Origin of the sequence: Marinomonas sp. PE14-40, assembly GCF_051623805.1 — a bacterium.
Classification (GTDB): Bacteria; Pseudomonadota; Gammaproteobacteria; order Pseudomonadales; family Marinomonadaceae; genus Marinomonas.
In genome coordinates this window covers 2,361,085-2,380,092 of record NZ_CP130700.1, presented here as the reverse complement: position 1 = coordinate 2,380,092, position 19,008 = coordinate 2,361,085, and the positions used below count along the sequence as shown (strand labels likewise).

Genomic DNA, 19,008 nt, shown 5'->3' with positions numbered 1-19,008 from the left:
TTTACAATTTAAATTTAGCTAAAGCTTGATTTGTTTAAATGATAATAGCCTTTTTATATCAGGCTAATAAATTGTTTCAATCAGTCTGTCATAAAAAAATCGGTATAATGCTAAATCATATTGAGTTGTTAAAACCTAAGCTAAATTTTTTACGTTAAATACTTTAACTACATAAATGGAGAACTATTAAGATGTCTATCTTAGTTGGTAAAAAAGCACCTGATTTCACTACTCCAGCAGTACTTGCTGATGGCTCTATCGTTGATTCTTTCAACCTAGCTGAGACAATTAAAGGCAAATACGCTGTTGTATTCTTCTATCCTTTGGATTTCACTTTCGTATGTCCTTCTGAAATCATTGCTATGTCTAACCGCATGGAAGAATTTCGTAAAATGGGTGTTGAAGTTGTAGGTATCTCTATCGATTCTCACTTCACTCATAACGCTTGGAGAAACACTCCAGTAAACGAAGGTGGTATTGGCCAGGTTGAATACACACTTGCTGCTGATATGGATCACGCAATTGCTCAAGCATACGGTATCGAATCTGAAGGTGGTGACTCTTACTACCCAGCTGGTGTTGCTATGCGTGCTTCTTTCGTAATTGACCAAAAAGGCTTTGTACGTTCTCAAATCGTAAATGATGAGCCTATTGGCCGCAACATGGACGAGCTAGTACGTATCGTTGATGCGCTTCAGTTCTTCGAAGAAAATGGTCAAGTTTGTCCTGCTGGTTGGAACAAAGGTGACAAAGGTATGGTTAATACACCAGAAGGTGTTGCTTCTTACCTAGCTGAAAGCAGCGAAGGTCTATAATACATAGCCCTTGCTCAAGCAAAAAAAAAGCCGACATTTATGTCGGCTTTTTTGTTTCTGTAAGTCGTATTATTAACGTTTAGCTTGGGCTTGGAGTTCGTTAGCTAAGGCAATGACTTGCTTTCGGAACCAGTTATGACTCGCGTCATGATGTAGTAATGGGCTCCAAATCATCTTTAATTCGATTGGAGGGATGGTAAAAGGTGGTTCTAAAATTACCACGTCTGGATTATTTTTGTTAACCATGGCAACTTTACGAGGTAAAGTCGCAATCAAATCTTGCTCGTGGGCTAAGTGCATCGCGGTATGATAACTACGTGTAAAAACACGAATACTGCGTTTTCTGCCAATTGTCTGTAAAGCTTCATCGACCCATCCAAGCTTTTGCACATCATTTGGGTCCATACCGACACCAACGCCAAACCCTGTTTTACTAACCCAAATATGTTGTGCTTCTAGGTAAGCGTCGAGATTGAAGTTGTTTTTTAATGGGTTGTCAGAACTCATCATACAAACAAAAGTATCATGCCAAACACTTTTCTCGTGGAAAGACTGAGGCAACTCTTCAAATCTATTGATTGCCATATCAATCTTGCCAGCTTCCACATCATGAAAAGTAACATCACTTGGTGTCATGATATCCAAGGTAATGCCAGGTGCATTTTCTCTTAGACGGTTTAATAAACCAGGAATCACAGTAGATGCGGCATAATCGCTAGCCATAATGCGAAATACGCGTGTACTTGTTTTCTCATTGAAGTCAGCTTCTGGCTGTAATGCCTCCTCTAACTCTAATAAGACTTTACGAACGATCGGTTGAAGCCTTAATGCTTTTTCTGTTGGCTTCATACCTTCACTGGTTCGAACAAGCAAAGGGTCACCAAGTAAGTCTCTCAGTCTTTTAAGGCCATTACTCATGGCAGGTTGTGTGATATTTAACTTGTTAGCCGAACGAGTAACATTGCATTCACGTAGGAGCACGTCGAGATAAATAAGCAGATTCAGGTCAATTTTATTTATATTCATTATCGTTATGCAGTTAACTTCCAAAAGAGTGATGAGCCGAGTAGTTAGTAATACTACTTTGCTATTTGAATTAAGAGATAAAAAGTCGCTCTATTGTAAACGACTGTTCAAGCTTAGTTAAAATATTTTATTAAGTAGATCATATTTTTACAGAAATGGCTTAACAAAATGTGAGTCAGTTTAGAATAGTGTGAGTTTGATTAAAGCCATAAAGCATAGCTTGGAGCAAGGCTTAAGCTCTGGCATAATGCCGAGATAACTAAAGCGCTTAATTTTAGTGCATGCATTTTGTCGACAAAATCGGCGTTAGCAGAGGCTTTATATGAACGCATCTTGTTTATGTGGACAGGTTAAACTCGAAATCAAAACAGCATTTATTAGTTCAAGTATTTGTCATTGTCAGCAATGCCAAAAATCTCATGGCGCTGCAAATGCAGCTTATGGTGTTGCATTAAAGTCAGATGTTGAATGGATCTCTGGCAAAAAAAGAGTGAGAAAATTTGCTTCTTCAGAACGAGTGAGACGAGGTTTTTGTAAAGACTGCGGTACTAATATCTATTTCTACGATAAGGATTGCCCTAATCACTTAGATATACCGTTAGCAATTTTAGATTCTGAGCCTAGTGTTACACCTCAGTGCCATATTTTTGTTGATTCAAAAGCTGCTTGGGAGTCCATACTAGATGACCTCCCACAGCACAGTGCTAGTTACTAACTTATTCTTGATTTCTTATCTCTTCATTACTTAGACTACGGCATTGATCTACAAAACACTGTGCGTTTTGGGTGAGGGCTGAGCCTTTAGGTGTAACAATTAGAAGGTTACGGTTAAGTTTTAGTGGTGTTTTATAAAGACGAATGTGACCCGTTTCTAATTCTTGAGAAACGGCCATTCGAGAAAGGCAGCCTAGGCCCATCTGGTGAATAACGGCTTGTTTCACTGCTTCCATATGAGTGAGTGATAGGGAAACTTTTAATTGGGTGAGTTGTTCAGAAATAGCTTGCTCGAGAATCGTTCTGGTACCTGATCCTCCTTCTCGCATGACCCAATTAGACTCTGCTAGCTCTTCCCAGCTGAGTTCGTCACCTCTATCTTCTTTAGCAGATCCAAAAACCACTAGCTCATCTTGTAACCAAGGTTCCACAGTTAACTCTGCATGTTGACAATAACCTTCGATAAAACCTACTTCAGCTTTGCCTGTGAGTAATTGCTGAATTACACTTTGTGTATTGCCAATATCTAAGTTAAAGCGGATTTGAGGATGTTGCTGGCTAAAGCTTGCCATTTGCTTTGGTAATAAATAGTTACCGATACTGACACTGGTTGCTAAATGAAGGGAACCACTTAACTCGTCAGATGTGCCCATACTTTCAATTTGATCTATTTGGGATAACACCGCTCTTGCTTGAGGAAGTAAATTTCTAGCTTGAGGCGTAATTTGTAACCTTTTTCCATGGCGTCTAAATAAAGGGCGGCCTAAAAGAGCTTCAAGTTCTCTAAGTGCTTGGCTAGCAGCGGGCTGACTGATTGCAACTAAATCAGCCGCCGCGGTCACTGAACCAGTATGTACTACTGCTTCGAAAATTTGTAATTGGCGTAATGTTATCTTCATGGTGCCCTTAACTAAGACTGACTATAAGGGATGAATTCTACACGCTTTAGGCTGTAAGTTGCCGATTATTTGATTTTCCTGATTGAAAACAGGTGAGATTTTCTATGCTGGTTTGAGCAATGTGCTCTAAGGCTATGTCCGTAAAGTAGCCTTGATGTCCAGTTACCATAACATTGGGGAAAGTTAATAATAATTGAAACACACTGTCTTGAATTATGGTGTCAGACATATCTTCAAAAAACAGCGATCCTTCTTGCTCGTAAACATCTAGTCCAAGATAACCTATTTTCTTTTGATATAACCCATCAAGGGCATCTTGAACATTGACTAAGCCACCTCTACTTGTATTTATTATCATCACCCCATCTTTCATTTGAGCTAGACTATTTTTATTAATCATATGTTGGGTGTGTTCGTTTAATGGACAGTGTAGGCTAATGATATCTGCTTCTTTATAAATATCTTCTAATGATGAATATTTTACCCCTTGCTTTAATAAGTCCTCATTGGGATATGGATCATGGCAGATTACATGACAGCCAAAACCTTGCATTATTTTAACAAAAGCCAGTCCAATACGGCCTGTTCCAATACAAGCAAGGGTTTTACCTGAAAGGTTAAAGCCCATTAGACCTTCTAAAGCAAAATTTCCTTCCTTGACCCTTTGATATGCTTTATGTGTCTTTCTGTTTAAGCTCAATATGAGGGCAACTGCGTGTTCAGCAACTGAGGTAGGGCTATAATCGGGTACATGAAAAACCTGTAAACCGAGTGTGCCTGCGGCCTCTAAGTCGACATTATTAAAGCCTGCGCATCTAAGAGCGATACATTTAATTCGATTGGCAGCGAGCTGTTTTATAACTTGTTTATTAAGTTGGTCGTTAACAAAGCAGGATACAGCATCAAAGTCTTTAGTAAGACTAACCGTTTCTTCACTCAATCGACTTTCAAAAAAGTGGAGTTGGATATTCGTGTTTTTATTGGCTATATCTAATGTGCGTTGGTCATAGGGTTTGCAAGAAAAAACAGCAACTTTCATAAAAACCTCTTCCTGAGTTATCTATTGGCGTTTAGTGATGAAACGAAGAATTATATTAGCAAGATAGTGTTAGATAATTAATAAAAGTCACTTATATGGCCATTATTCCCTACAAATATTTAAAAAAATAAGCTCAGATAAGTCTGAATTATAAGAAGAAATTATTTCAATAAGTTTTATTATTTACGACCATCGGGCTCATAAGATAAATAAAACGCCATGATATTTGTGTTCCTTGTCTGAATAGGCGCATTTTTAGCATTTTAGATTAGACTTTGACCAATCGTTTATAAAAAATAAGCGTGACATTTCATTGACCCATGATTTTTAGGGGGATACAATGTCCGCGTTAGAAAAGAGTTGGCAATGTATTTATGTCCAGAGTTACGATGTTACCTTCAAGTAATTTCGCGTCCTGTTCGTCATAAGTAATTCCGAGTTTTTCAGCAATCTCTTATTTACGCATAATCTATTTTGGATATGTGGATGAGTTAATTTATTTAATACAGGATAACGTTATGTCTGAAGTAGTAACAGGTACAGTAAAATTCTTTAACGAAACTAAAGGTTTCGGTTTCATCACTCAGGACAAAGGTCCAGACGTTTTTGTTCATTTCTCTGCAATCAACTCTAGCGGCTTCAAAACTCTTGCTGAAGGCCAAAAGGTTGAGTTTCAAGTAGCAGACGGCAAAAAAGGTCCAGAAGCACAAAACGTAACTCCTTTATAAGATCTCTTTTTTGAGACAAAGGAAGTAACGTTCGAGAATTTCTCGAGTGTAGACTTTTAAAAAAGACGACTTAGGTCGTCTTTTTTTATGTTTATAATTTAACTTATTTCGTCTTTATGTTTTTTGGGGTAAGATTTCATTGATTATATTTAATATGACAGAGTAAAGCCTAAGTCGTTTAAAGGCGGCAATAACCACCTTTAAAGTTCTTAGTTGAACAGTCTATTTTAAGTGAGAAGTGCTGCGATACTGCCACAAACTGTCATAATAAAGAGGAACCATTTTAGGGTTTTTGGATTGGCTTTAAGTGCAAATTTGACCGCTAAATGTGAGCCAAACATGGTGCCAACAGCTAAGATCAAACCAGGTATCCACATAATCTGATCATTCCAGATAAAAACAGCTAATGAGATGATTGTAAAAGCAATCGTACATAGCATTTTTAATGCATTAGTACGAATTAAGTCATACCTTAGTGTACCTGCAAGAGCTGCAATGAGAATAAATCCTACCCCGGCTTGAACAAAGCCACCATAAATACCTGCTACAAATAAAGCTATCCAAGCACTGGGTTTTTCTCTTATTTTATGAGGTATGGTGTCTTCAGGTGGAGAGATAACACCTGGTTTAATCAACATGATTAGGGTCATGCTCACCATAGCAATCAGCAGTAAAGGCTTTAGGTATTGAGGATCAACATAGGAAGCTAGCAAGCTACCGATTAGCCCTCCAACTAATGTCGGTATTAAAACGGGTGTAATATCATTAGTATCAAGCTTTTTAGCTTTTTTAAAGCCTGCAACTCCAACAATAGATTGCATTATGACGCCAACACGGTTGGTTGCATTGGCAATATCTGCAGGCATTCCCATTACCATAAGTGCTGGTAGCGTTAAATTCGAGCCACCGCCAGCTAAAGTGTTTATAATGCCTGCTATAAAGCCTGTACCTATTAATAGGCTGACTGTAAAAAAGCTAATGTCCATTAAAGCTAATCCTTTATATAAGAGGGGGGGGTATAGAGGCTGTATTTTAATCGCCTCAAAACGGGTGCTGTAACAGTATTTTATTAATGGGCGTGACAATAACATAAAGGAGCATTCATGGCCGCAAAATCTCTACAAGATCAATTACTAAAAGCTGGATTGGTAGACAAAAAGAAAGCGAATAAATTAAAAGCTGAAAAACTGCAAAAAAAGCAGAAAATTAAGACGGGCAAAGCTGTTGCAGAAGACGATTCTGCCAAGCAAGCAGATCTAAAGAAACAACGTGATGAAAAAATAGAACGAGATAAAGCGCTTAATAAGGCTAAAGAAGAGGCAATGCAGTTAAAAGCTGTACAAGCTCAAATTCGTCAAATGATCGAACTTAATAAGTTAACCCATAAAGATGGCGAAGTTGCCTATAACTTTAAAGACGAGAAAAAAGTTAAGAAAATCTATGTGAGTGAAAGCATTCATAAAGATCTTTCTGTTGGTCGCTTAGCCATTGTTAAACTTGATGAAGGCTATGAGATTATCCCTGAGCAGGTTGCCGCTAAGATTGCGCAAAGGGACGAGTCATATATTCTGGTCTGTAATGATAGATCCGAAGAAGAGTTTGATGAAGATGATCCTTACGCGGACTTTAAAATTCCTGATGATTTAATGTGGTAAGCATTTAAATCGAGTAAGAACGGCCATATTTGATGGCCGTTTTTTTTTGCTTTTTTCTAAGCTTAATCTTATTTACTTCATAAATTGATAAATAGCAGGATTTTTGGAATTTGAAATTAGCAAGAAATAAGTACTTGTTCTTAATAGTAATAATTCTTTTCTTAAAGTTATCTCATTGTTTTAAAAGATAAAAAAATAGAATCGGAAGATTTTAATGAAATCCTTATTTCCTGTGATATTTCAATTAGTTAGCAATTAACTGTGAAGAAGGAAGAAACCAAGCATCAACTTATTGAGTTAATTCTCGCTGAGGTTAAATTGGTGTTGTTTTCTGTTTCTACTAATAAACAGTGAAGCTGAATAATGATTGAAATAAATAAAACGGGGATCTTGAAATGAAAAAAACACTAGTTGCAGTTGCTGTTACTACTGCTGCCTTTACAGCTGTCACTGCACAAGCTGCTGACATCAATACTTACGGTAACATTCAATTAGTTTATGCTGATGGCGAAGATACAGCTGAACTAACTGATAACGGTTCTACTTTTGGCTTTAAAGGCGAGAAAGAACTTAAACACGGTCTAACAGGTTTTTTCAAGTATGAACTTGAAGCTGATGCTGACGAAAAAACATCTGATGTCGACGTTAACCTAGACCAAGCATACGTTGGTTTAAAAGGTGACTTCGGTAAAGTACAAGTTGGTACTTTTGACAGCATCTATAACAATGCAATCCAAGACGGTATCGATTCTTATGAATATGCTGGTCTAACTGGTTCTTCAACTACAACTGAAGGCGATACAATTGCTTACTTCTCACCAGAAATGAATGGTTTTGAAGTACAAGTTTCTGCTCAAGTAACTGGCGACGGTGAGTCCGAAGTGACAGCGACTACTCCAACTCAAGAAGACGGCACAGCACTAACCGCAGTTGTTAAGTATTCTGCTGGTGATTTAGAGCTAGCTGTTGGTTATGACTCTTTAGAAAATGCTATCAACAAAGATAGTACTATTGGTCTAGCTGCTTCTTATGACCTAGGCGTAGCGAATGTTATGGCTAAATATGAAGACAACTCTGATGAAGGTACAAACATCGGTCTTGGTTTTAACGCTGATCATGCTGATGGCCTTCTTTATGGTTCAGTTCAAACTGTTGATCTTGAAACAGGTTCTGACTATGACGAATATGCAGTTGGCGTAACTTATAACTTAGACTACGACGGTGACGTTTATGTTTATGTTGAAGCTGGTCAACAAGGTACAGCAGAAGATTCTTTCTCTGCGCTAGGTGCTGTTTACGCTTTCTAAGTGTAACTTGATAGCCTGATAAAATTGATTATCTGACGTTATCATTGGGCTCTTGCTTGCGAGAGTCCAAGCATAACTTTAGCTAACCAGCCAAAGTCCCTATCATTCAAGGTTCCATTTTGTCTTTTAGATCGATTGGAACATTTGCGTCTAAGCCGTCAGGTTTAGGCGCTTTTTTTATTCTAAAAAATAGCCTAATCAAATATTGATTAGGCTAAAGGGTCCCACGGGTGTAGCCGAGAAATACTTAAACTTATTGTGCTTCTTGAAATGCTAAATCAAGAGCATAAGCAATCTTATCTGCTTCAGACTCTGTCAGAGTAAGCGGTGGAGATAAGATGATTTTGGTTCCGACTGGCCTAACTAAAACACCATTGTTTTTTGCGATATCTGCAACTTGATTTGCATAACCTTCCATTGGGTTAACTGGCTCTCGTGTTGCTTTATCTTTGACAAGATCAATTGCTAACATTAAGCCTTTACCTCTAACTTCGCCAACAGCATCATATTTTTCAGTGAGTGGTTGTAACTTTTTATTTAAATGAGCACCTATTTGGGCTGCATTAGCTGGCAGGTCTTCTTGCTCGACAATATCTAATACGGCAAGTGCAGCAGCACAAGCAACGGGATGCCCTGAGTAGGTGTAGCCATGCATTATCATGCTAGCAAAGCTTTGACTGTTTTCAATTGCATCGCTGATACGTTTGTTAAATACCGTTGCACCTAAAGGAATATACCCAGCAGATATGCCTTTTGCTAAACAAAGAATGTCTGGTTTAACCCCCCATCCACGTGAACCTAACATGCAACCAGAGCGGCCAAATCCTGTGACTACTTCATCTGCAATCATTAGAATATTATATTTATTCAATAATTCTCGCACCGCAGGCCAGTAACTATCTGGTGGTACAATAACACCACCTGCGCCTTGAACAGGTTCAGCGATAAAGGCGGCAATATTTTCTGGGCCATTGAAAACAATTTGCTCTTCTAACTGCTTGATACAATGTTGAGTTAATTGCTCTGGGTCTTCACAGTTCCAAGGGTTACGGTATAACCAAGGTGTATCCACCTGTATGCAACCTGCTAGCATAGGCCCGTGATTTAATAGAAAGACGTTATTACCACCAATAGAGGTGCCGCCCATATGGACACCGTGATAACCATTTCTTAAGGAAATAAACTTAGTACGTTGTGGCTCTCCTGCTGCAATCCAATATTGGCGTGTCATTTTGAGTGCGGTTTCTACTGCATCAGAACCACCACTGCTGAAAAGTACTCGTGCCATATCTTCTGGCTGAAACATTTTAATAAGTTTGTCGGCTAAATCATATGCTCTTGGATGAGCAATGCCATCAAACATCTGATAATAGGATAGCTCATCCATCTGCTTGTTAATTGCTGCTTTTACTTGAGGGTGGTTGTGACCGATATTGACATTCCATAGGCCACCAACGCCATCAATCATTTGATTGTTATCAACATCAGTGACATGGTTTCCATCGGCAGAAGCGATAATAAGCGTCTCGCCTTTATTCCCTGGAGAGGTAGGACCCATAGGATGCCAGAAGTTTTTTGGGGCGGTTTTATATTTTTCGTACATTATTTACTCCGATAATCTAATAACTCACATACGTGAAAAGAGTGTTATTAATTCAAGTGATAATGCCGATCTTAAAGCCTTGAAGGCTAACATCTGCTCCCATAAAACTAGATATATTCAAAGTTTTAACAGCGAGCTGGCATAGTCACTTGTTCTATCTTTTGTGAAGATGCCATTAAGTCTATGGTTTTGAAGAGAGGAATCTATGTCCCGAAAGGGACATATTTGGTTTCTACTGGTTTGCTAAGGTTTGATATTACAAAGTTGATTTAGCAAATCGTTTAATTGATCCATTTTATCTTGAGATAGTTGGCTGGTCATTTGAGCATACTTAGCTTCGAGCCTAGGGCTGATTTCGTCAAACATAGTTTGCGCTTTATCACTAAGACTAATTAATACTCGTCTTTGGTCCTCGGTAGACTTTTTTCTCACTATATAGCCTTGAGCTTCTAGTCTATTTAAGATACCTGTTAGGCTAGGGCTTAAAATGCAGCAATGTACGGCAAGCTGTTTGGACTCTAATTCAGCATGCTCATTTAATGCTCGTATAACCCGCCATTGTTGCTCAGTTAGATCAACCTCTTGTAATAATGGTCTGAAAAATACCATTGTCGCTTCTCTCGCTTTGAGTAATTTTAGAGGCAGAGAGTCGTCAAATTTTCGCATAAGTTATGCCTATCCATACTGAGTAATAAGTGATTTCAATTTGTATTTTATAGCAAATATTTAAGGCTATAAAACTAATTAATATGTTAAATTAAATTTAAATTCCTTTCACTCGAAATCTAACCTTTATTAAACCAAAATTAATAAAATCATTTTTCAAATTAAATAAGATGTTGATTTTAAAGTATATTAATACATTTTTATTATTGATTTACTCGCTCTTGATTAAGCCTACCTTCTTTAACTCATAAATTTTTTCTGATTAAAAAATAGCCCTTAATTTATAAAAATGTCCCTTTAGGGACATGGGGGAGCTTAAAAGCTTTGTGCTAATTTAGGTTTAAATCAAAAAAATAAAAAGGTAGAAGGTTTATGAGACACTCTAAAATAGTTAAAACATTTAGCATGCTAGCTATCGCTGCTTCATCTGTTGTAATGAGTGCTAGCGTCACTGCTGCAGATAATTATCCAAATCGTCCTGTGAAGTTTATCGTGCCTTGGCCTCCTGGCGACCTTGAAGATATATTAACACGTGTTATTGCCGAAGAAATGAGTAAAGAGACAGGTATGCCAGCGACAGTGGTGAATAAACCTGGCGGCGGTGGGGTACTTGGCGCTGCTGAAGTTGCACGTTCACGTACTGATGGTTCAGTGATTGGTTCATTTGTAGTGGACCTACTGACAACGAGCGTTATGTCAGGTAATGCGCCTTATAGTCGAAATGATTTTGAACCAGTCGGGATCTTTTTAGATTATCCTTTTGTATTAGCCGTAAGAGCTGATGCGCCCTACAGTACATTGGAAGAACTGGCTGATTATTCACAACAGAATAACGTTTCTTTGGCTCATTTTGGTTATCAAAATTTACCTACAGCTTTGACTTTTAAAGCGGCCGAACAACTCAATATCAAGTTCTCATCAGATGCCGCTTTTGACTCCAATGATTGCTCAACCCTAGCCAATGGCGATGCTGATGTTATAAATACAACGACTCAGCAAATTCTTCCTTGTATCAATTCAAAACAAGTAAAACTACTTACCTCCTTTACCCATGACAGATTGAGAATTGCACCAGAACTACCAACTTTGTTTGAGAAAACAGGTATTTCACAAACACCTTGGAATGGTTTGTTTGTTAAATCAGGCACATCTGAAAAAATCAAAGAACGTATTGCTCAAATATCAGAGAAAGCACTTCAAAGCCCTAGAGTGCTTGAGTTAATTGAAAATACGGGGGCTGTTGTGTATTGGACAGGCCGTAATGATGCCGAAAAAGTAGTCGAGCTGGATTACAACAACTCAGAAAAATTAATTGAATACATGAATAAGTAATTTTTTCTGGTGAAGAATGAGAAGGTAAAAATGATGTTAAATGACGAATGTGTTTTCACTGGTAATCAACAAACAAAAGTAATTAATCCAGCGACAAAACAAGCGATAACTTCTGTTTCAATCAGTGATGTTGATGATGTGAATAAAGCAGTACTAAATGCTCAACAGGCTTTTTCCGAATGGTCTAATTTGGATCAAGCTGAAAGAGGTAAACGGCTTCATAAAATTGCTGATGCCATTGAAGCTGCTCAAACGGATTTAGCTGAAACAATAGTGGCAGAGCAAGGAAAGCCTATGCCATTAGCTATGATGGAAGTGGGTGGTGCAATTGGTTGGACTCGTTATCATGCTGAGTTAGAGATTCCTGTTGAAGTACTAGAAGATAGCCCTCAAAGGAAAGTTGAAGTTCATCGAAAACCAGTTGGTGTGGTGGCGTCTATCACGCCTTGGAATTGGCCTTTGATGATTGCCTGCTGGCATATTATGCCGGCATTAAAAGCCGGTAATACAGTGGTGATTAAGCCCTCAACATTTACGCCTTTAAGCACACTTAAGTTAGTAAAGATTATTAATCAGGCTTTGCCTGAGAAAGGTGTTGTTAATTTTGTATTAGGTGAAAAGGATGTAGGGGAAGCCCTAGTTCAAAATACCTTAGTGAATAAGGTCGTGTTTACTGGATCTACATTAGTTGGTAAGCATATAGCAGGTTTGGTTTCGCCTACTTTAAAAAAGGTGACTTTAGAACTAGGTGGTAATGATGCTGGGATCGTACTCAAGGGTGCTGATATTAGTAAAATTGCAGAGCCAATTTTTAATACTGCTTTTGTCAATATGGGTCAAACTTGCGCAGCCTTGAAACGCTTGTATGTTCATCGAAGTCAATATCATGCTTTATCGGATGCTCTTGTTGAACTTGCCATGAGCCAAAAGGTAGGTGATGGCATGCAAGATGGTGTGAGTTTTGGTCCTGTACAAAATGCTGCTCAATTTAATAAGGTTTCAGAGCTAATTACTGAGGCTGAAGCCGCAGGCGCTGAAGTTCTGAGAGCAGATCTTCCAGCAGATCTTCAAGGTTACTTTATTGCGCCAACGATTGTGAAAGGGGCTTTAACAACCATGAGAGTGGTTAGTGAAGAGCAATTTGGGCCTGTTTTACCTATCATAGTTTATGACGAATTAGATGACGCCATTACGCAAGCAACCAATACTGATTTTGCACTAGGTGGATCTGTATGGGGAGAGACAGGTGAAGAAATGGACTATGCAGTGGAGCAATTGGATTCCGGAACAGTATGGATAAATAACCACGCTGAGGTTTTGCCCCATGTACCATTTGGCGGTAATAAAAGCTCTGGTTACGGTGTCGAATTTGGTCTTGAAGGCCTGTTAGAAAATACAGTTCGTAAAGTTGTAAACCTTACAAAATCATAATCTCAAGTGAAAGGGAGGGCGAAAGTCCTCCTTTTTTTATGGAGCTTTTATGGATAAGAATTTCAATAGCATTCTCTATTCGTCTGATTTAAATCGAGGAAGTAGAGATGTGTTTAAAATTGCTGTAAAGCAAGCAATACAGAATAAATCGACTATTTATTTTTTACATGTATTTGAACCCTTTATTCGTGACGATGGCGAAGCATCAAGCCAATTTCGAATCAAAAAAGCACATAAGCAACATCTAGACTCAGTTACCAAAGACATGAAAGCGCTGCTAAATAAGCGTATTTATGACTTTATGGTAGAGGAGCTAGAAGAGAACTCTATTGATATTGAGTCAATTGAAGTATTAGTTGAGTTTGGCGAGCCCAGCAAAACCATCATAGATATGTCTAAGCAATATGATATTGATTTAATTGTAATGGGCGATCGTAGAGTAAATGCTTTAACACGAGTTTTTTTGGGCTCTACTGCACAAAAAGTCATTCATAAATCAAAAATACCTGTGTTGATTGTGCCTATCTCAAACCAACTTAAGAATAAAAAAGAGGGTTCGAGTAATGGCACCTACTGAAAAAAAAGATGATTACCTGTTTATCTATGTATTTGTGATTACATTAATCCTCATCTTGATACATCCCACTCAAACGAAAGAGATTAGCTCTAGCAGAGGTTGGTTTACTCAGCCTTATGTTGCGCCTTTGTTTGGTTTATCCATATTGGCTTTTTTTTCTTTTATTAAGTCTGTTATTTATCTGAAAAGCACGCGAGATTTTAGTGATTTCTCTCTCGATTTTTTGATGACTGCATTGTCGAACTATCGTGTCATGCTTATTACTTCGGTTCTGTTTTACTTCTATGTATCGAGTATTTCATTAATAGGCTTTTTCTTTTCAACCTTAATTTTTGTTCATTTATTGTTGTGGCTATCTCGTTTATTAAACCCATTCTGGTCCCTTTGCACCTGCTTAACTGTCATTGGTGTTGTACTCATATTCCGTGTAGGTGTGAATATTTGGTTTCCAGACGTTGCCCTATATGAAGCTTTCTTTGAAGGCGAATTATTGTGGTTTATGAATAAATATTTTTAGTTAAGAGACGCGTATGGAACTGCTAACGTTAGGCATTAATGAAGTCTTTAGTAATGGCGTTATTTTTGCGGTAATTCTTGGGGCCTTAATTGGTGTCACAATTGGCTCTATTCCTGGTTTAGAGCCAGCAGGTGTAATGGCAATCTTGCTGCCACTCACTTTTTCGATGGAACCATTATTTGGCGTCACCCTGCTACTTGGTGTCTATGGAGGCGCTTGGTATGGCGGTGCCATACCTGCAATATTGATGAATACTCCTGGTACTCCTGTTGCAGTGTTGACAACCTATGATGGTCATCCAATGGCAAAAAAAGGTAAGGGTAAGAAAGCTCTTTCTATTGCCTACACCTCCTCTTTTTTCGGAGGCATTATCAGTGTGTTATCACTGGTATTTTTTGCTCCAATTCTATCCCAAGTAGCAACTCTTTTTGGAAGTGCAGAATTTGCGATGCTAGCCTTGTTAGGCATGGTATTTGTGGTGCTGGCTCACAATAAATTTGTACTTGAGGCGGCTACTATGATTGGTCTAGGGATCTTTTTGGGGACAGTTGGCATCGACCGATCTTATAACACTCAAGTATATACCTTTGATCAAGAGTGGCTGCTAGGTGGAGTGCCCCTTGTACCAGCTGTGATTGGTCTATTTGCCATGTCACAAGCTTATATTTTGCTTTCAACTAGAGGGCAAGACTCAAGTACTACAAAACTGGAAAAGGGTGACTTCTTTGAGGGCTTCTTTATCCTAATGCGCAATAAGGTAACCGCTGTGCGTTCTGCCTTTTTAGGCGTGGTAATGGGGCTTTTACCTGGTGTAGGCGAGTTTGGCTCTCAGTTTTTCTCCTATACGCTAGCGCAAAAATTCTCAAAAAAACCTGAGGAGTTTGGTCATGGTGCAGAAGCGGGTTTAATTGCCTCTGAAACGTCAAATAATGCGGTAACAGCCTCGGTATTGATTCCATTGTTGGCCTTTGGTATTCCTGCTGATGCATTAATGGCGATGTTGTTATCTGTTTTTATGGTGCATAACTATATCCCAGGGCCTAGGTTGTTCTCAGAACACCCTGAGTTTATCTCCGGGCTTTATGTTTCCTTATTTGTCATGAATGTCTTTGTTTTCTTTTATTTAAGTATGGCAAGTAGATTCATCGTAAACATTACTCGTATTCGTGGACGATTTATTGGTGCGTTCATTTTAGTATTGGGCTTCCTCGGTGCTTATAGCCAAAATTACCAATTCAGTGATGCTTTGATTGCACTCTTCTTCTCTATCATTGGGTACATTATGAAGCGCAACAATATTCCGGCAGTGCCAATTATTTTAGGGCTAGTTTTAGGGCCAGTATTTCTCACCCGAATGAGACAAGCCTTGGGGGTATCTGGTGGAGACTTTATGGTTTTTATTGAGCGACCTATCAGTTTAACTTTGCTAACGGTTACTCTTTTAGCCATATTGATTTTTGCCTATGGCCGTTTCAAATCATTCGCTAAACATTGATAAGTGTCGGAGGCTAAAGTTTTAGCCTCCGACATTATTATGATGCTACCAAACGCCACTTTTTTACCTCAATTTCAAACTCAGAGCCTGAGTCTTATTAATTCACTCATGCCAATCACTGATGCCGTTTTTTTTCTGGTCGAAGAAAATGACCATCATAATAGTGTTGTTAGTTATAGGGGAAAATACGATATAGAGAGTCAGTATTGCCGTAATTATAAACAGTTTGACCCATTGAACCTAACAAAATTTAAGGGGAGCAAGATCAAACTTGCAACCTTGGATTCACAAATTAAGCCTCACTTTTTAAAACAAACTCGCTACTTTCAAGACTTTATGGTGCCTAATAACCATAGATATGTACTTGATATTTTTTTGCGTGTTGAAGGCAAGATAGTGGCTGTGATTAGCCTTTTAAGAGAACAAATTTTAGACGACTTTAGCCAGCAAGAATTAGATTTGTTAAAGAAGTTACAGCCTTTTTTAGAGTTCTCTTTAGGGACGATATATTTGCCTCAGCGAACCAATCAAAAGCAGAGCCTGAAAACCAAATTTGGCCTAACTCAAAGGGAGTTTGATGTTTTAGCTTTGTTATTAAGAGGCATGCAGAACAAACATATTGCGAATGAGTTAGGCCTAAGTCTCGCGACAGTGAAAACCCATCTAATTCATATTTTTCGTAAATGTCAGGTCAATTCACGTAGTCAACTAATGATGCTTTCTTAGCTCAAACCTAAATTTAAACGGCCTATCATCAAGTTTAATAAAATAGGGTTTCAACCTTTTGGTTGATGCCCAATTTGCCCGCCTAACTTGATACTTATCTTCTAACATTTGAAACATAGAAGATAAGGTTATGAAAAAAAGTACGACTCATGAGCTACTCGCTCGCCGCTTTCAGGTGATGGGGCAACATAGCCCTGTTTTTTATGAGCAGCCTTTACATCTGGTACGTGGAGAAGGTGTCTGGCTTTATGATAAACAAGGGCGTCGATATTTAGATGTCTACAATAATGTACCTCATGTAGGCCACTGTCATCCTCATGTGGTTGAAACCTTAAATAAGCAAGCAAGTCAGCTAAATATCCACAGCCGTTACCTTAACGATAATGTGGTTGAGTATTTAGAGCGTTTAACAGCAAGCTTTGATGACTCACTATCCATGGCTATGCTGACCTGTACTGGCAGCGAAGCGAATGAATTAGCCTTACGTATGGCTCGCCATGCAACCAATGCTCAAGGTGTGATAGTGACAGATTTTGCTTATCACGGTAATACTGAATCGGTGGCCGAAATTGGTACAGGTTTTATGCCAGAGGCAAAACGAACCAAGCGTGTCAAAGCCTTTGCAATACCAGATTCTTACCGAGGTTTAGCGGGTGTAAAACATGAGGAGCTTGCACAAGCTTATGCTGCTCAAGTACGCACAGCGGTTGATGAATTTGAAGACGCCGGAATAAAGGTTGCAGCTATATTAGTCTGTCCTGACTTTGCTAATGAAGGTTTATTAAATGTACCCGCAGGTTTTTTAGAGGAAGCTGTAGCCGTAGTGCGTAAGGCTGGTGGACTCTTTATTGCTGATGAAGTGCAAGCGGGTTTTGGGCGTACTGGCAAGCATATGTGGGCTCATCAGGCCTATGGTGTGACTCCAGATATTGTCACTTTAGGTAAGCCCATGGGCAATGGTCACCCACTAGCTGGTGTGGTCGCAAGGCCTGACTTAGTAGAAAATTTCAGTAAGCAAGCCATGTACTTTAATACTTTTGCTGGTACCCCCGTATCCAGTGCGGTTGGTATGGCTGTATTGGATGTTTTAGCTAATGAAAACCTTCAACAAAATGCGATATCCATAGGAGATTATGTAATTAAGGGCTTAAAACGATTACAGAGTAAGTTTGAGCTTATTGGTGATGTTCGAGGCTTAGGAATGTTTTTTGCTCTGGAGTTAGTGCTTGATAGAAAAACTAAGCTGCCAGCGATCCATCAAGCGAAACGTCTTATCAATATTATGCGAGAGAAAGGAGTATTAATTAGCACAATAGGTGTTACCGACTCAATTCTAAAACTACGTCCTCCCATGCCTTTTAATGAAACTCATGCAAACCTTTTATTAGAGACTTTAGACGCTTCTTTTGAGCAATTAATTGAGGAGGGGCATTGATGAAAGGTTTCTATCAATTAGATCAGTATGAACAAGAAAAAAGACTGCAATCATTAGGCTCGAAAGCTTTAGCTTTTTGGGGGTTAGAAGAGGCTGATTTAAGCTTAATTAAATATCGAGAAAATGCCGTTTATGAAGTAAGACTGAAGGATGGCAGAAAATATGCTTTGCGTATCCACAGGCCTGGTTATCACACTGACAAAGCGTTAAATAGTGAACTGCTTTGGTTAGGCGCGTTAGCTGAGTCGAATATTTTAGTGCCCGAAGTGATTCCTTCTTTAACTGGCGAGCTGTCTATTGTGGTTCAGATTGAAGAGGTGCCAGAGGCTAGGCAAGTCGACTTATTTGCTTGGGTTGAGGGTAAGCAAATTGGCTCTATTGAAGCTGGGTTAGGACAAAATATAGCTGAGATAGACTGTATGTTTGCTTGTCTAGGCGAGCTTGCGGCCAAACTGCACAACCAATCGAGTCGTTGGCCATTACCCGAAGGCTTTGAGAGGCATTCGTGGGATCAAGCTGGCCTTGTTGGAGAACAGCCTTTTTGGGGGCGATTTTGGGAGTTGGCATTATTAACCCAAGAACAAAAAACGCTACTTATTGAAGTGAGAGAAAAGCTTGAGAAAGACTTATCTCACTTGGATAAAAAGCAGAATAATTATGGTTTGATTCATGCGGATTTTGTTCCTGAGAATCTGATAAATGATGCTGGAAAAGTACGCTTGATAGACTTTGATGATGCTGGCTTTGGTTGGCATATGTTTGAGCTGGCTACTGCGCTTTATTTCATACGAGAAGAAGAAATTTACCCTGTAGCAAAAGCTGCGTTATTTGCAGGTTATAGAAAGTATCGTAATTTAAGTGAGGCAGAAGAATCTAAGTTAGACTTATTTTTAACTGCTCGAGCAATGACATATCTTGGTTGGATTCGGACTCGACAAGAGACAAGTACCGCAAGGGATATGGCGCCTAAGTTAATTCGTTTAGCCTGTAATCAAGCTTTGCGTTATTTAAACAAAGGATAAGCAAAGTGCCCCATTAAAATT

At 38.8% G+C, this 19,008-nt stretch carries 19 protein-coding genes; 13 read left to right on the top strand and 6 right to left on the bottom strand.

Features of this window, described 5'->3' with window-relative positions; translation table 11 throughout:
- Nucleotides 1-191 precede the first annotated feature (191 nt).
- Nucleotides 192-815, top strand: a complete 624-nt coding sequence (locus tag Q0A08_RS10945) for a peroxiredoxin (RefSeq protein WP_046015210.1) — start codon at nucleotides 192-194, stop codon at nucleotides 813-815.
- Nucleotides 816-887: 72 nt separating this feature from the next.
- Here Q0A08_RS10945 and Q0A08_RS10940 read toward each other — a convergent pair whose 3' ends face one another.
- Nucleotides 888-1,841, bottom strand: coding sequence for a LysR family transcriptional regulator (locus Q0A08_RS10940; RefSeq protein WP_438467181.1), 954 nt, complete (start codon nucleotides 1,839-1,841; stop codon nucleotides 888-890).
- A 322-nt stretch (nucleotides 1,842-2,163) separates the two neighbouring features.
- Here Q0A08_RS10940 and Q0A08_RS10935 point away from each other — a divergent pair, with 322 nt between their 5' ends.
- Nucleotides 2,164-2,556: a GFA family protein gene (locus Q0A08_RS10935; RefSeq protein ID WP_438467179.1), complete on the top strand. Its 393-nt coding sequence runs from the start codon at nucleotides 2,164-2,166 to the stop codon at nucleotides 2,554-2,556.
- A gap of 1 nt (nucleotide 2,557) precedes the next feature.
- On the opposite strand, the gene Q0A08_RS10930 is transcribed toward Q0A08_RS10935, so the two are convergent.
- Together Q0A08_RS10930 and Q0A08_RS10925 are read right to left on the bottom strand one after the other, a co-directional pair.
- Nucleotides 2,558-3,454, bottom strand: a complete 897-nt coding sequence (locus Q0A08_RS10930) for a LysR substrate-binding domain-containing protein (protein ID WP_438467177.1) — start codon at nucleotides 3,452-3,454, stop codon at nucleotides 2,558-2,560.
- A gap of 46 nt (nucleotides 3,455-3,500) precedes the next feature.
- Nucleotides 3,501-4,493 (bottom strand): 2-hydroxyacid dehydrogenase, encoded by a 993-nt coding sequence (locus tag Q0A08_RS10925; RefSeq protein ID WP_438467175.1) that lies wholly within the window; start codon nucleotides 4,491-4,493, stop codon nucleotides 3,501-3,503.
- Between the two features lie 518 nt (nucleotides 4,494-5,011).
- On the opposite strand from Q0A08_RS10925, the gene Q0A08_RS10920 reads away from it, so the two are divergent.
- On the top strand, nucleotides 5,012-5,221 hold the full coding sequence (locus Q0A08_RS10920; RefSeq protein WP_009835384.1) for a cold-shock protein: 210 nt from the start codon (nucleotides 5,012-5,014) through the stop codon (nucleotides 5,219-5,221).
- A gap of 227 nt (nucleotides 5,222-5,448) precedes the next feature.
- On the opposite strand, the gene Q0A08_RS10915 is transcribed toward Q0A08_RS10920, so the two are convergent.
- Nucleotides 5,449-6,207 (bottom strand): sulfite exporter TauE/SafE family protein, encoded by a 759-nt coding sequence (locus Q0A08_RS10915; RefSeq protein ID WP_438467173.1) that lies wholly within the window; start codon nucleotides 6,205-6,207, stop codon nucleotides 5,449-5,451.
- Nucleotides 6,208-6,324: 117 nt separating this feature from the next.
- Between Q0A08_RS10915 and Q0A08_RS10910 the strand changes: the two genes are divergently transcribed.
- Both Q0A08_RS10910 and Q0A08_RS10905 read left to right on the top strand, forming a co-directional pair.
- Nucleotides 6,325-6,876, top strand: a complete 552-nt coding sequence (locus Q0A08_RS10910) for a DUF2058 domain-containing protein (protein ID WP_438467171.1) — start codon at nucleotides 6,325-6,327, stop codon at nucleotides 6,874-6,876.
- A gap of 395 nt (nucleotides 6,877-7,271) precedes the next feature.
- The gene (locus tag Q0A08_RS10905) at nucleotides 7,272-8,183 is read left to right on the top strand and encodes a porin (protein WP_438467169.1); all 912 of its coding nucleotides are present in this window, start codon (nucleotides 7,272-7,274) and stop codon (nucleotides 8,181-8,183) included.
- Between the two features lie 253 nt (nucleotides 8,184-8,436).
- Here the strand turns inward: Q0A08_RS10905 and Q0A08_RS10900 are convergent, their stop codons facing one another.
- A complete protein-coding gene (locus Q0A08_RS10900; RefSeq protein ID WP_438467167.1) occupies nucleotides 8,437-9,786 on the bottom strand; it encodes an aminotransferase class III-fold pyridoxal phosphate-dependent enzyme in 1,350 nt (449 codons plus the stop codon).
- 243 nt (nucleotides 9,787-10,029) lie between these two features.
- A complete protein-coding gene (hpaR, locus tag Q0A08_RS10895) occupies nucleotides 10,030-10,452 on the bottom strand; it encodes a homoprotocatechuate degradation operon regulator HpaR (RefSeq protein WP_046015219.1) in 423 nt (140 codons plus the stop codon).
- A 372-nt stretch (nucleotides 10,453-10,824) separates the two neighbouring features.
- Between hpaR and Q0A08_RS10890 the strand changes: the two genes are divergently transcribed.
- From Q0A08_RS10890 to Q0A08_RS10855, 8 genes are all read left to right on the top strand, one after another.
- Nucleotides 10,825-11,784 (top strand): tripartite tricarboxylate transporter substrate binding protein, encoded by a 960-nt coding sequence (locus Q0A08_RS10890; protein ID WP_438467165.1) that lies wholly within the window; start codon nucleotides 10,825-10,827, stop codon nucleotides 11,782-11,784.
- A gap of 33 nt (nucleotides 11,785-11,817) precedes the next feature.
- Nucleotides 11,818-13,215: an aldehyde dehydrogenase family protein gene (locus Q0A08_RS10885; RefSeq protein WP_438467163.1), complete on the top strand. Its 1,398-nt coding sequence runs from the start codon at nucleotides 11,818-11,820 to the stop codon at nucleotides 13,213-13,215.
- Nucleotides 13,216-13,264: 49 nt separating this feature from the next.
- A complete protein-coding gene (locus Q0A08_RS10880) occupies nucleotides 13,265-13,792 on the top strand; it encodes a universal stress protein (protein WP_438467161.1) in 528 nt (175 codons plus the stop codon).
- Entirely contained in the window at nucleotides 13,779-14,309 is a 531-nt protein-coding gene (locus Q0A08_RS10875; RefSeq protein WP_438467159.1) for a hypothetical protein, read from the top strand. Before Q0A08_RS10880 ends, Q0A08_RS10875 begins: the two co-directional genes overlap by 14 nt.
- Before the next feature lie 13 nt (nucleotides 14,310-14,322).
- Nucleotides 14,323-15,804, top strand: coding sequence for a tripartite tricarboxylate transporter permease (locus Q0A08_RS10870; protein ID WP_438467157.1), 1,482 nt, complete (start codon nucleotides 14,323-14,325; stop codon nucleotides 15,802-15,804).
- Between the two features lie 39 nt (nucleotides 15,805-15,843).
- Nucleotides 15,844-16,530 (top strand): response regulator transcription factor, encoded by a 687-nt coding sequence (locus Q0A08_RS10865; protein WP_438467155.1) that lies wholly within the window; start codon nucleotides 15,844-15,846, stop codon nucleotides 16,528-16,530.
- Between the two features lie 130 nt (nucleotides 16,531-16,660).
- A complete protein-coding gene (locus Q0A08_RS10860; protein WP_438467153.1) occupies nucleotides 16,661-17,965 on the top strand; it encodes an aspartate aminotransferase family protein in 1,305 nt (434 codons plus the stop codon).
- Entirely contained in the window at nucleotides 17,965-18,987 is a 1,023-nt protein-coding gene (locus Q0A08_RS10855) for a phosphotransferase enzyme family protein (protein ID WP_438467151.1), read from the top strand. The genes Q0A08_RS10860 and Q0A08_RS10855 overlap by 1 nt, the downstream gene beginning before the upstream one ends.
- Nucleotides 18,988-19,008 lie beyond the last annotated feature (21 nt).